Annotated in this window: 11 protein-coding genes; 7 read left to right on the top strand and 4 right to left on the bottom strand. The window is 53.8% G+C overall.

The features are described 5' to 3' along the window. Nucleotides 1–341: 341 nt before the first annotated feature. The 4 genes from glnH (at nt 342) to ybiO (ending at nt 4,914) form a co-directional block, all read left to right on the top strand. Nucleotides 342–1,088, top strand: coding sequence for a glutamine ABC transporter substrate-binding protein GlnH (glnH, locus tag BM427_RS03090; RefSeq protein WP_090119106.1), 747 nt, complete (start codon nt 342–344; stop codon nt 1,086–1,088). An 83-nt stretch (nt 1,089–1,171) separates the two neighbouring features. After that, nucleotides 1,172–1,831 (top strand): glutamine ABC transporter permease GlnP, encoded by a 660-nt coding sequence (gene glnP / locus BM427_RS03085; RefSeq protein WP_007373997.1) that lies wholly within the window; start codon nt 1,172–1,174, stop codon nt 1,829–1,831. Further along, nucleotides 1,828–2,550, top strand: coding sequence for a glutamine ABC transporter ATP-binding protein GlnQ (gene glnQ / locus BM427_RS03080; protein ID WP_090119105.1), 723 nt, complete (start codon nt 1,828–1,830; stop codon nt 2,548–2,550). The genes glnP and glnQ overlap by 4 nt, the downstream gene beginning before the upstream one ends. Nucleotides 2,551–2,676: 126 nt before the next feature. Beyond that, the gene (gene ybiO / locus BM427_RS03075; RefSeq protein WP_090119103.1) at nt 2,677–4,914 is read left to right on the top strand and encodes a mechanosensitive channel protein; all 2,238 of its coding nucleotides are present in this window, start codon (nt 2,677–2,679) and stop codon (nt 4,912–4,914) included. Here ybiO and rlmF read toward each other — a convergent pair. Continuing rightward, entirely contained in the window at nt 4,904–5,839 is a 936-nt protein-coding gene (gene rlmF / locus BM427_RS03070; protein ID WP_090119101.1) for a 23S rRNA (adenine(1618)-N(6))-methyltransferase RlmF, read from the bottom strand. The genes ybiO and rlmF overlap by 11 nt on opposite strands. A 95-nt stretch (nt 5,840–5,934) precedes the next feature. Here rlmF and BM427_RS03065 point away from each other — a divergent pair, with 95 nt between their 5' ends. From BM427_RS03065 to ybiJ, 3 genes are all read left to right on the top strand, one after another. Next, a complete protein-coding gene (locus BM427_RS03065) occupies nt 5,935–6,549 on the top strand; it encodes a flavin reductase family protein (RefSeq protein ID WP_090119099.1) in 615 nt (204 codons plus the stop codon). Nucleotides 6,550–6,629: 80 nt separating this feature from the next. Continuing rightward, nucleotides 6,630–6,896 carry a DksA/TraR family C4-type zinc finger protein gene (locus tag BM427_RS03060; RefSeq protein WP_090119097.1) on the top strand — a complete coding sequence of 89 codons (267 nt, stop codon included), beginning with the start codon at nt 6,630–6,632 and terminating at the stop codon, nt 6,894–6,896. Nucleotides 6,897–7,181: 285 nt separating this feature from the next. Beyond that, nucleotides 7,182–7,442 carry a DUF1471 family protein YbiJ gene (gene ybiJ / locus BM427_RS03055; RefSeq protein WP_090119095.1) on the top strand — a complete coding sequence of 87 codons (261 nt, stop codon included), beginning with the start codon at nt 7,182–7,184 and terminating at the stop codon, nt 7,440–7,442. Nucleotides 7,443–7,559: 117 nt separating this feature from the next. Here the strand turns inward: ybiJ and ybiB are convergent, their stop codons facing one another. From ybiB to rhlE, 3 genes are all read right to left on the bottom strand, one after another. Then, the gene (gene ybiB, locus BM427_RS03050; protein ID WP_090119093.1) at nt 7,560–8,525 is read right to left on the bottom strand and encodes a DNA-binding protein YbiB; all 966 of its coding nucleotides are present in this window, start codon (nt 8,523–8,525) and stop codon (nt 7,560–7,562) included. A gap of 25 nt (nt 8,526–8,550) precedes the next feature. Further along, a complete protein-coding gene (gene dinG / locus BM427_RS03045; protein ID WP_090119091.1) occupies nt 8,551–10,692 on the bottom strand; it encodes an ATP-dependent DNA helicase DinG in 2,142 nt (713 codons plus the stop codon). Nucleotides 10,693–11,280: 588 nt separating this feature from the next. After that, complete coding sequence (gene rhlE / locus BM427_RS03040) at nt 11,281–12,726, bottom strand: ATP-dependent RNA helicase RhlE (protein WP_090119089.1); 1,446 nt, start codon at nt 12,724–12,726, stop codon at nt 11,281–11,283. Nucleotides 12,727–13,007 lie beyond the last annotated feature (281 nt).

Raw genomic sequence — 13,007 nt, 5'->3', positions numbered from 1 at the left:
CCCCTTCGTATCCCGCGAAGGGGGTTGCACCATAAAAGTGCATTTCTTTTCCTTTTTTCCTGCCTAAAGTTTCCCCTCCGTTATTATTGCGTCACAGATTTGTTAATAACCGATTGTTTTACACCCATGATCTGCGCTAAAAAAGAGCAAAATTCGTCACGCCATTTTTACGCACCAAAACAGAGCACTAAAATAGTGCGAAACGGTATCGCTGCTATACTTATTGTGCAACCGGTTAAAGCATCGCCTTTACAAAACAATAGGTTGTAAACATGGCATGATTTTTTCATACTGCGTTCATTCTCGCAGGGGATCGCTCCCTGGATACAAAAGGAAAAACTATGAAGTCTGTATTGAAATTTTCCCTGGCTGCACTCGCTCTCGCCTTTGCTGTTTCCTCTCAGGCCGCTGATAAAAAACTGGTGGTTGCTACCGACACCGCATTTGTTCCTTTCGAGTTCAAACAAGGCGACAAATACGTTGGTTTCGACGTGGATCTGTGGGCAGCTATCGCGAAAGAGCTGAAACTGGATTATGAACTGAAACCGATGGATTTCAGCGGCATCATCCCGGCACTGCAAACCAAAAACATCGACCTGGCGCTGGCAGGCATTACGATTACCGAAGAGCGTAAGAAAGCGATCGAATTCTCTGACGGTTATTACAAAAGCGGTCTGATGGTGATGGTAAAAGCCAACAACAACGACGTGAAAAGCGTGAAGGATCTGGATGGCAAAGTGGTAGCGGTGAAAAGCGGCACCGGTTCTGTTGATTATGCGAAAGCAAACATCAAAACCAAAGACCTGCGCCAGTTCCCGAACATTGACAATGCTTACATGGAGCTGGGCACTGGCCGCGCAGATGCCGTTCTGCACGACACACCGAACATCCTGTATTTCATTAAAACTGCCGGTAACGGTCAGTTCAAAGCGGTCGGTGAGTCTCTGGAAGCTCAGCAGTATGGTATCGCTTTCCCGAAAGGCAGCGACGACCTGCGTGAAAAAGTGAACGGTGCGCTGAAAACCCTGCGCGATAACGGCACCTACAATGAAATCTACAAAAAATGGTTCGGTTCTGAGCCTAAATAATTATAAAAAATAAAGTGTTACTACTCAGGGGCGCTCTTCGCCCCTGATACATTTGTTATAACCACGGTATACAGGAACACATCATGCAGTTTGACTGGAGCGCCATTTGGCCTGCCATTCCGCTTCTGATCGAAGGTGCGAAGATGACGCTGTTGATCTCGGTCCTCGGCCTTATTGGCGGGTTGATCATTGGTCTGGCAGCGGGTTTTGCACGGACTTTCGGCGGCTGGATTTCCAACCACATCGCACTGGTATTTATCGAAGTTATTCGCGGTACGCCTATCGTCGTACAGGTCATGTTTATTTACTTTGCCCTGCCGATGGCGTTTAACGATCTGCGTATCGATCCTTTCTCGGCTGCCGTCGTCACCATTATGATTAACTCTGGCGCCTATATCGCGGAAATCACCCGTGGTGCGGTGCTTTCTATTCATAAAGGTTTCCGTGAAGCGGGCCTCGCGCTGGGTCTGTCGCGTGGCGAAACCATTCGCCATGTGATCCTGCCGTTAGCGCTACGCCGTATGCTGCCGCCGTTGGGTAACCAGTGGATCATCAGCATCAAAGATACTTCGCTGTTTATTGTTATCGGCGTCGCCGAGCTGACCCGTCAGGGCCAGGAAATCATTGCCGGCAACTTCCGTGCGCTGGAGATCTGGAGCGCCGTTGCGGTTGTCTATCTGATCATTACCCTCGTGCTGAGCTTCATTCTGCGTCGTCTTGAAAGAAGGATGAAAATCCTGTGATTGAATTTAAAAACGTCTCCAAGCACTTTGGTCAAACCCAGGTGCTGCATAACATCGATCTGAATATCACTGAAGGTGAGGTGGTGGTCATTATCGGGCCGTCCGGCTCTGGTAAATCAACACTGCTGCGCTGCATTAACAAGCTGGAAGAGATCACCAGCGGCGATCTGATTGTTGATGGCCTGAAAGTCAACGATGCAAAAGTGGATGAGCGCCTTATCCGCCAGGAAGCTGGCATGGTTTTCCAGCAGTTCTATCTGTTCCCGCATCTGACGGCGCTGGAAAACGTCATGTTTGGCCCACTGCGCGTGCGCGGAACGAATAAAGCTGATGCTGAAAAGCTGGCAAGAGATCTGCTGGCGAAGGTCGGGCTGGCGGAACGTGCACATCATTATCCATCTGAGCTTTCCGGCGGTCAGCAGCAGCGCGTTGCGATTGCCCGCGCGCTGGCAGTGAAGCCGAAAATGATGCTGTTCGATGAGCCAACTTCCGCGCTGGATCCGGAGCTGCGCCACGAAGTGCTGAAAGTGATGCAGGATCTGGCTGAAGAAGGTATGACCATGGTGATCGTTACGCACGAAATCGGCTTCGCCGAAAAAGTAGCATCGCGCCTGATTTTCATCGACAAAGGCCGTATTGCCGAGGACGGTAATCCGCAGCAGTTGATCGAAAACCCGCCCAGCCCGCGCTTGCAGGAATTTTTGCAACACGTTTCCTGATGCACTACCGCCCCACGGCCTGGTGGGGCGGTCCCCCTGGATTGTTCTCATTTACTGCCCTGCTTCGCCCGGCATCTATACTATCTATACTTATCATTTTGCTGGACTTTCTCACCGGAGGAGCATATGCCGTGGATATTGCTATTCATCAGTCTGCTGTGCGCGCCGCTTCAGGCCGCGACGATACCCGGCATCACACTACCTACAGCCAATAGCACGTCGTCTACACAAAGCAATGAACCCAGTGTCGAACAAAAAAAAGCAGCCTATGCGGCACTGGCAGACGTGCTGGAAAACGATGATTCGCGCAAAGAGCTGATTGATCAGTTGCGGAAAGTTGCCGCCACACCACCACAGGAACCGGTGCCGGTGATCACGCCGCCAGAAGTCAAAGAGCAGAAAACGGTACTGGAGAATGTCACCGAAGTCAGCGGCTACTACGGCGACGCGCTGGCCTCCCGCTTTGCCCAACTCTACCGCAATATCACCGGCTCGCCGCATAAGGCCTTCAACCCGCAAACCTTCACTAACGCCGCCAGCCACTTTTTATTACTCGCAGTGCTGGTTTTTGCTTTCTGGATAGTGGTACGTCAGTGCGTTATGCCGCTCTACCGACGGATGGGTAACTGGGGAAGGCGCAAAAACCGCGAACGCCGGAACTGGTTGCAGTTGCCCGCCATCATAATGGGTGCCTTTATTATCGACCTGCTGCTACTGGTGCTGACGCTGTTTATCGGCCAGTTGCTTAGAGCCAGGCTCAATGCAGGCAACAGCACCATCGCTTTCCAGCAAAGCCTGTTCCTCAATGCATTTGCGCTGATTGAGTTTTTCAAAACCATTCTGCGGCTGATATTCTGCCCGCGCATTCCGGAACTGCGTCCGTTTCGTATTGCCGACAACACTGCTCGCTACTGGCATCTGCGCCTGAGTGCATTGAGCAGCCTGATTGGTTATGGCTTGCTGGTGGCGGTGCCGATTATCTCCAATCAGGTAAATGTGCAGGTCGGTGCACTCGCCAACGTGGTGATTATGCTGTGTATTACCGCCTGGGCGCTCTATCTTATTTTCCACAACAAGCGCGGGATCCAGCATAACTTGATTGTGCTTGCCGATCATTCACTGGCCTTCTTTAGTTTGTTTATCCGCGCTTTTGCTTTGGTCTGGCACTGGCTCGCCAGCGCTTACTTTGTCGTGCTGTTCTTTTTCTCGCTGTTTGACCCGGGCAACAGCCTGAAATTTATGATGAGTGCCTCGGTTAACAGTCTTGCCATTCTGAGTATTGCGGCGTTCCTCTCCGGTATGCTGTCACGCTGGTTGAATAAAACCGTCACCCTCTCGCCACAGGTGCAGCGTAACTACCCGGAGCTGCAAAAGCGGCTGAATGGCTGGCTGTCCGCGGCGCTGAAAACGGCGCGCATACTGGTGGTATGTGCCACCATCATGCTGCTGCTTAATGCCTGGCGGCTTTTTGATTTCTGGCACTGGCTCAACTATGGCGCAGGGGAGAAAACCGTCGATATATTGATCCGCATTGTGCTGATCCTCTTCTTCTCGGCGGTGGGCTGGACGCTGCTGGCGAGCCTGATAGAGAACCGTCTGGCATCCGATATTCACGGCCGCCCGCTGCCAAGCGCGCGTACGCGCACACTGCTGACACTGTTCCGCAATGCGCTGGCGGTGGTGATCAGCACCATCACGGTGATGATTGTGCTCTCAGAAATTGGCGTCAATATCGCACCGCTGCTCGCGGGTGCCGGAGCGTTAGGGCTGGCTATCTCGTTCGGTTCACAAACACTGGTAAAAGATATTATCACCGGAATTTTTATTCAGTTCGAAAATGGAATGAACACCGGGGATCTGGTGACTATCGGGCCACTAACCGGCACCGTCGAGCGAATGTCGATTCGGTCCGTTGGCGTGCGCCAGGATACGGGGGCATACCACATTATTCCCTGGTCATCGATTACCACCTTCGCCAACTTTGTCCGCGGTATTGGTTCGGTAGTAGCGAACTATGATGTCGATCGCCATGAAGAGACCGATAAAGCGAATCAGGCGCTGAAGGATGCGGTGGCCGAACTGATGGAACAGGAAGATATTCGCGGGCTGGTCATTGGCGAGCCGTCATTCGCCGGGCTGGTCGGGCTGACCAATACCGCTTTTACGCTGCGTGTCACCTTCACCACCCTGCCACTGAAGCAGTGGACGGTCAGGTTCGCCCTCGACACCATGGTGAAAAAACATTTCGACCGTGCGGGCGTTCGCCCACCGGTGCAGACGTATCAAATGCTGCCTGCACCGCAAATCTCACCGCAACCGACATCACCGGCCAGCACGCCGCCAGCAGCAGAGCCTACCCTTTAAATCGGCTCTGCGCCCAGCGTTTACGCTGGGTCTCATCAAGGAAAGTCCAGGTGATAAAGCGGCTCTGCTTTTGACCCTGGGCCATCTCTTTTTTCATCACTTTCACCGCACCAGCCTGCGTCAGGGCACGATACAACTCAGGCAGGTTATCGCCGCGCGAAACCAGCGAGGTGAACCACAGTACCTGGCGGGCAAACTGTTGGCTTTCCACAATCATCTTGCAAATAAAGGCAACTTCGCCGCCTTCGCACCATAACTCCTGCTGCTGACCGCCAAAGTTGGCGACATCGCTGACGTCTTGCCCCAGATTACGGCGTTTACGCTCACTGCCCGCTTGCACGCTCTGCACTGAGTCGTGAAACGGCGGGTTACAGAGCGTGGCATCGTACTGCTCATTTTTATGGATAATGCCCGCAAGAATTGCCGACGGATCTTTTTGCCGACGCAAACGAACTGCGCGGCTCAGTCCCGGATTAGCGCTGATAATCGCCTGTGCGCTGGTCAGCGCCGCATCGTTAATTTCGCTGCCGGTAAAACGCCAGCCATATTCATGGTGACCAATCAGCGGATAGATACAATTCGCTCCAGTGCCAACATCCAGCACGCTGGCCTGTTCAGGGATCTGCCCTTCGTTGCCCTCGGCCAGCACATCAGCCAGATGGTGAAGATAATCGGCTCGTCCTGGCACTGGCGGGGTGAGAAAACCCTCGGGGATATCCCACTCACGCACGCCATAGAAGTGCGCCAACAGCGCTTTGTTTAAGGCCTTCACCGCCTGCGGTTCGGCGAAATCAATGGTCGCCTCGCCTTTTGGGTTTGCGATGATAAAGGCGCGCAATGACGGATTCGCAACGCACAATGCGTCAAGATCGTAGCGACTGTGATGACGGTTACGCGGGTGCAAACCCGGCTTCTGGGCATTCATGGCATTCTCCTGTTAACAGCGGCGTAAGATACCCGTTGACGTTGGCCGGGTAAATAAGTGAGGCTGAAGAAACTTATCTGATACCAGGAAACGCTATGTATTTTTATGAACCAACAAAAGGCCACGGCCTGCCGCACGATCCGCTGAATGCGATTATTGGTCCGCGTCCTATCGGCTGGATTGCCTCGCTGGATGTTCAGGGCCAGCGAAACCTTGCGCCGTATAGTTTCTTTAACTGTTTCAATTATCGCCCACCGATTATCGGTTTCGCCAGCAGCGGCTGGAAAGATAGCGTACGCAATATCACTGAAACCAAAGAGTTTGTCTGGAACCTGACTACCCGCGATTTGGCGGTACGGATGAACGAAACCTCGGCGTCGCTGCCCCACGGTGAAGATGAGTTTACCCGTGCAGGCCTGACACCCGTTGCGGGCCGTATCGTCAGTGCGCCGCGCGTGGCGGAAAGCCCGGTCAATTTCGAGTGTCGTCTCTCCCAATGTATTCAACTAACCACCGCTGACGGCAGCGCCATCGATACGTGGCTGGTGCTGGGGGAAGTCGTCGCGGTACACATTGATGAATCGCTGCTAGAAGACGGCATTTATCAGACTGCGAAAGCACAACCTGTCCTGCGCGCTGGCGGCCCGTCTGCCTATTACGGGATCAGTGAAGCACAGCGCTTTGATTTGGTTCGCCCGGATAACCGCTAACCCCGTTTACCTGGCCCGATGGCGACACTTTGTCATTGGGCATTTGCTATAGTTACGCTATTGCAACTAAGGAGGCGATGATGGCTTCAGGCTGGGCAAACGATGGGTCAGTACAACAGCAGATCGACAATACGATTGAAGATGCCGTGGCGCGCGCCCGCCGTGATTTACCCCACGGCGAAAGTCTACTGATCTGCGAAGAGTGTGGCGAACCGATCCCGGACGCGCGTCGTAAAGCGATTCCCGGAGTGCGTTTATGCCTCTCCTGCCAGCAGGAGAAAGATTTACATAACTCTACATTCTCAGGATATAATCGCAGAGGCTCCAAGGATAGCCAGCTACGTTGACCTTTCCTGACGTTTTTCAACAGCGCAAGCGGTTGCCTTTACATCCACAAACTCTCGCTGTGAAAGTAGCAAAATGTGCCGCAATATTGTCTGTTGCGCAATCCTGCTAATGAGCTCCCTTTTTTATTGCGTAAAACCCTTTTAAATCATACAGCTATATCTTATTCAATTTTTTAGAATAAGGTCGTCAATTCTCTTCGATTTTATCTCTTGTTAAAAACCATGATACTTATCACATCGACGGAACAACGTCACTAATACAGAATAACCTGCGAGAAATTGACCATGAAAACCATTAAATATGCTGTTACTGCTATCGTCCTTTCTACTCTCTCTTTCGGTGCCTTTGCAGCCCAGTCCGTGACTGCCACTCAGGCCGAAAGTCTGAACAAAATCGGTGTTGTTTCTGCTAACGGCGCAACCACGCTGGACGGTCTGGAAGCCAGGCTGGCTGCCAAAGCGCAGGCTGCCGGCGCAAGCAGCTACAGCATCACCTCTGCTGCCGGTAATAACAAACTGAGCGGCACCGCGATTATCTACAAATAATCCACCCGAAGTTGTCCCCCCCGGCAAATTAACCCTCTGCCGGGATGCTCCACCCTCATTGACCCTGTTGTTACCCCTGTTTTTGCCCGTCCTGGATTGTGACGGGCTTTTTTTTGCTTAAAAACTTTGCGCCACCCGCGCCAGCGCTTCTTCCAGCGTCGCGCTTTCTCCGGTTGCCACCAGGCAACAGGCCAACTGAATCTTTAATGACTCTGGTATTGCTTCGCGCCCGGCAAGACAGTTTTCGATCCAGCGAGCCGTGCTCTCTGCATCTTTTTCCACACCCTCCAGAGCAACCTGCTCAGCGGCATCGTTGCGCGCAAAGAGGATCCGCTCACCCACCGCGTCAATCAGGTTGATCTGCGGACAGCGCTGCGGATTTGCATACACTTCCCCTTCCGTACCGGCCATCAGCAGTGCACGGCCACCGATGTCGGCAAAAAATTTCCCCACTCGCGTCAGGTATTCGGGATGAGAAACGCTGGATAAACGCAGTGCCGCGTCGGTTTTAAACGGGGTTACAAGCTTCGCCAGCGTATGTGCACTGTTGCGTACGCCCATGCGCCAGCGCATTGCCAGTTGTTTTTCCAGCGGCGGGCAGAGGGCGTGTATCGGAATAAACACCGGATGATGGCCTTCCAGCTTCGCCTGCGCCTGCCCGGCATGCAGCGTCGGCTTAATGTCCAACAAGGTGAAAATACTTTCGCTGATCACACGCGTGGGATCTGAGCTGACGCCGTGCACCACCACCGGAAAACCCAGCTTATTCAGCAAAATAGCCAACAATGGCGTGAGATTGGGCTGTTTGCGCGCACCATTATAGCTAGGAATAACAATCGGCATCGGTTTAGCCACCGGAGGCGTCAGCGCCAACGTGTGCTGCTGCATCGCCTCGTAGAAGCCGCGCATTTCCGCCTCGCCTTCGCCTTTAATGCGCAGCGCAATCAAAATGCCGCCCATCTCCAGATCCGGTACCTCGCCGTTCAGCATCTGCGCATAAAGACCACGCGCGGTGTCAATATCCAGATCCCGGGCGTGGTTCTTTCCGCGACCAATCTCTTTGATAACTTTACGGTAATCCATGACAGTTCCTCGCATGCTCACATCGTTAACGGCGCCTGCGGCGCTTTTGTTCTGGTTTCTTCACTATAACGTCCGGCATTGCCGGTTGGGAAATAGGAAACACCGGTAGCGCATCAAGTAGACGTTTTCCATAGCTTTTGGTCAGCAGGCGCTTATCATAAATCACCACTTCGCCGCGACAGCCGTGGCTGCGGATAAGCCTGCCGACCTGCTGGATAAGATTAAACGAAGCGCTGGGCAAACTCTGTACTTCAAACGGATAACGGTTGAGGCTCTTCAGCCATTCGCCTTCAGTGATCACCACCGGGCTATCAATCGGCGGAAAAGCGATTTTATGAATATGTACCTGCGTCAGATAATCGCCTTTCAGATCCAGCCCTTCGGCAAAGGATTGCAAGCCAACCAGCACGCTGCGCTCGCCAGAATCGATCCTTTTACGGTGCAGCTCAACCAACCGATAGCGCGGCTGATCGCCCTGTACCAATAGCAGCAGGCGTAAATCGGCCACATAACTTAAAAACAGCTGCATCGCGCGCTGGCTGGCGAACAGCACCAACATGCCCGGATGGGCTTTACTTTCCACCTGCTCACGAAACCAGGTCGCCATTTCGGCGATATGCTGCTCTTCATTTTCAATCAGCGGTTCGTAGCGCATTTGCGGGATAACAATCTTCCCCTGTTCGACGTGATTGAAAGGCGAATCCAGCGAGACAAATCGGTCGCCTGCTTTCTCTTTCAGGCCACTCATTTCTTGCAAACGATTAAAACTGTTCAGCGATCGGAGCGTGGCGGAGGTGATGACAATATGCGGCACGCTGCGCCACAGTAACTTCTCCAACTGATCGCTGACGCGAATGCCCACACAGTGAAACAGCAGATGCAACTGCCCCTCCCGCACTTCGCGCGTCGCCCATTTCGATACCGGCGCGCCGGATGCCTGCACCATCGAGGCCAGCCGCCAGAGTTTGCTCTGGCCTTCAAACATGCCAAGCGCACGGTTCATTTGCAGGATCAGACGGTGTAAACGCACAATATCGTGGCTACCGGTCTTTTCGCTTAAATCGTTGAGGAACAGCTCCGCCAGCCCGCGCAGCATTTCTGTTAGCTTCGCCAGCCGCTGACAAATCGCCATCACCTCATCCGGCAGCTCGCCCATAGCAAAGCGGTATTCGGCTTCCTGGTTGGCAGGAAGATAGAGGTTGAGCATGTTATTCAATGATGAAATCAGCCCGAACAGCTCTTCGCAATGGGCATTGAGCCGCTCGGGCGTCGCCAACGGCGGCAGGGTTTTCGGCCGAAACTGCTCCAGGCATGTCGCCACCAGCCGGGTAAATAAGTCGAGTTGTAGCTGATACCAGGACGCCGTTATTTCAGCACTCATTTCCAGCGCATCGCGCGCCACATCCGCCAGATGATGGCCTTCATCCAGAACCAGTAGCAGATTTTTCGGCTCCGGCAAGACGGCTTCACTCTCCAGCGCCGCCATCACCAGCGCGTGGTTCGCCACCACCACTTCCGCTTCCTGAATTTCACGCCGAGCGACAAAGAACGGGCATTCCCGATAGTAGTGGCAGTTGCGGTTCAGGCAACTGGCTTTATCGGTGCTGAGGCGACGCCATAACTCATCACTGATGGCTTTATCAGTGTGATCGCGCAAACCATCCCATTTATAGCTGTCGAGATCGGCTTTCAACGTCGCGCACTGCTTCTGTTCCTCTTTGCTGCCCGGAGTCAGCTCATCATCAAGGAACGCCAGCAGATCCTGCTGGTCTGGCTCGCTACTGGCCAGCGCGGCCAGATTACGCGGGCAGACATAGCGCCCACGGCCAAACGCTGCGGTAAAACGTAAATCGGGGATAATTTTGCGCAACAGCGGCAGGTCTTTACTGTAGATCTGATCCTGCAACGCCACGTTGGCGGTACTGACCACCAGCGTTTTTTGCTCTTCGCGGGCAATTGCAATACCCGGAATTAAATAAGAGAGGGTTTTCCCGACGCCGGTCGGCGCTTCGATCGCCAGATGCCTGCCCTCTTCACCCGCCAGCGTTTTCGCAACATCAGCAATCATCTGCCGCTGCGGCGCACGGGGAATAAAGTCTGGGATCTGCTGTTGCAACGCCTTATACCAGGCAGCGATCTGCGCTTTTAGCGCGGCGGTAAGAGCCATGAAGAAACCTGAAATACTGTATAAACAGCCACTATTGTGGCATTTTTAGCGCCCGCTGGGTAACCCTTTTTGCCATTCTGGAAGCGGCCGCGAAAACACATTAGCCCTATCTGCACTACAGGATATTTTTCGCCAGCGGATCATAAATTAACAGATCCGTACATAAGTACTCTATATAGCACGTTGAACATTTAACAGGGCAGATTATGTCCGTTACTGTATTTACGTTTTGTCCATTTTTGTTTGTGGGCGTTAGCGATGTGGTGGCTGGAAACGAGTAACCAGAACTACAAATGAATGGCCGCCGGGGATTTTCACCGGTACTGCGCTCTCCGGTGACATTATCTGACTGATGAAAAAGATAGACGTAGTGGCGGGGGGTGTAGTCGGCACGCTGTCGATGAGCGCGCGGTCACCCACACCGAACTGAATCCGGTGACCGGTGAATTGATCCGGACGCGAAAGAATAACGACTTTGTCTGGTACGCTTTAATCGCGAACGTAAGATAAAACAACGCCGCCAGCCGGTAAATTGCCCGCTGGCGGCGTTGATTACCGGATAAGGGGTATATCCGGCCTGAAAATGCGTTACTGGGCGGCAGACGGTTTACGCGGACGGCGACGGCGAGCGCCGTTTCCTGCCGGTTTACCCTGGTTGTCACGCGCAGGCTGGGCGTTACCATCCAGGCGGCGTGAACCCCCTTCACTGCGGCGTGGCGTTCGTGGTTTTTGCGCTTCACCGTCAGTACGACGCGGGGCGCGCGGTTTCTGCTCTTCACCCTCATTGCGGCGCGGTGCAGACTGACCACGACCACCACCGCCCTGCCCGCGACCACCACCCTGACGGCCGCCGCCCTGACCACGACCATTCTGTATCGGTTCGGCTTTGATTGACGGATCCGGGTCATAGCCTTCGATGGCAATGCGCGGGATCTCTTTTTGCAACAGACGCTCGATGTCACGTAGCAATTTGTGTTCATCAACGCAGACCAGCGACAGCGCTTCACCGGTAGCAGCCGCGCGCCCGGTACGGCCGATACGGTGGACGTAATCTTCCGGTACGTTCGGCAGCTCATAGTTCACTACGTGCGGTAACTCTTCGATGTCGAGCCCGCGAGCCGCGATATCCGTTGCCACCAGCACGCGAATATCCCCGGATTTAAAATCCGCCAACGCACGGGTACGCGCGCCCTGACTCTTGTTACCGTGGATAGCCGCACTGGTGATGCCATCTTTATTCAGTTGTTCCGCCAGGTGGTTGGCGCCGTGCTTGGTACGGGTAAAGACCAGCACCTGCTGCCAGTTACCCTGGCCAATCATCTGCGACAGCAGTTCACGCTTACGTTTTTTATCCACGAAGTGCACATGCTGCGTCACCTGTCCGGAGGCGGTGTTGCGGCGCGCCACTTCGATTTCCAGAGGGTTGTGCAGCAGTTTTCCCGCCAGCGCTTTGATGTCGTCGGAGAAAGTCGCAGAAAACAGCAGGTTCTGACGGCGCGAAGGCAGTTTTGCCAGCACGCGGCGAATATCGTGAATAAAGCCCATATCCAGCATGCGGTCAGCTTCATCCAGCACCAGAATTTCCACGCTATCGAGGCTCAGCGCATTTTGGTGTTCCAGGTCGAGCAGACGGCCAGGCGTAGCCACCAGCACATCAACACCACCACGCAGTTTCATCATCTGCGGGTTGATGCTGACGCCGCCAAACACCACCAGCGAACGGATGTTCAGATACTGGCTGTAGTCGCGTATGTTCTCACCGATTTGCGCCGCCAGTTCGCGGGTTGGCGTCAGGATCAACGCGCGTATCGGACGGCGGCCTTTCGCGTGCGGCTCTTTTTGTACCAGCAGTTGCAGCAGCGGCAGGGCGAAGCCAGCTGTTTTACCGGTACCGGTCTGGGCACTGGCCATCAGGTCGCGGCCTTGCAGTACGGCGGGGATCGCCTGCTGCTGAATAGGGGTCGGCTGAACATAACCCTGCTCGGCGATAGCGCGCAGGATATCCGGGTTCAGGCCAAGGGCATCAAATGACATAACAACTCCGCACCGCCCCGACCTGTCACAGGTGTAGTTTTCAGGGAGATAATAATTTGACTGATGACAAAAACCACAGTGTCATGAAGGTGCGAAGTGTATCAGCTTTTGTGATCGAGCGCATAAATATCCGCCATGGAATCATCGGCAATATTTCCTCCTGTTGCAGGTCAACCTTACCGCGCTGTCTGGACCGGTTCGGTTCACTCGTCACCTTTTCCCTGTCTGGCGCTGGACAAGCTTCGCTCTCAAGCATAAATTTAATCAATCGATTGATTAAT

The sequence above is a fragment of the Kosakonia arachidis genome, assembly GCF_900116535.1.
Taxonomy (GTDB): domain Bacteria; phylum Pseudomonadota; class Gammaproteobacteria; order Enterobacterales; family Enterobacteriaceae; genus Kosakonia; species Kosakonia arachidis.
This window is presented reverse-complemented; position numbering and strand designations above follow the sequence as displayed.

Bases quoted from the DNA above. Each gene is read 5' to 3' on its own strand.
- glnH (WP_090119106.1), top strand. From the start codon at position 342: ATGAAGTCTGTATTGAAATTTTCCCTGGCTGCACTCGCTCTCGCCTTT.
- glnP (WP_007373997.1), top strand. From the start codon at position 1,172: ATGCAGTTTGACTGGAGCGCCATTTGGCCTGCCATTCCGCTTCTGATC.
- rlmF (WP_090119101.1), bottom strand. From the start codon at position 5,839: ATGAATGCCCAGAAGCCGGGTTTGCACCCGCGTAACCGTCATCACAGT.
- rhlE (WP_090119089.1), bottom strand. From the start codon at position 12,726: ATGTCATTTGATGCCCTTGGCCTGAACCCGGATATCCTGCGCGCTATC.
- dinG (WP_090119091.1), bottom strand. From the start codon at position 10,692: ATGGCTCTTACCGCCGCGCTAAAAGCGCAGATCGCTGCCTGGTATAAG.
- ybiJ (WP_090119095.1), top strand. From the start codon at position 7,182: ATGAAAACCATTAAATATGCTGTTACTGCTATCGTCCTTTCTACTCTC.
- ybiB (WP_090119093.1), bottom strand. From the start codon at position 8,525: ATGGATTACCGTAAAGTTATCAAAGAGATTGGTCGCGGAAAGAACCAC.
- BM427_RS03060 (WP_090119097.1), top strand. From the start codon at position 6,630: ATGGCTTCAGGCTGGGCAAACGATGGGTCAGTACAACAGCAGATCGAC.
- BM427_RS03065 (WP_090119099.1), top strand. From the start codon at position 5,935: ATGTATTTTTATGAACCAACAAAAGGCCACGGCCTGCCGCACGATCCG.
- ybiO (WP_090119103.1), top strand. From the start codon at position 2,677: ATGCCGTGGATATTGCTATTCATCAGTCTGCTGTGCGCGCCGCTTCAG.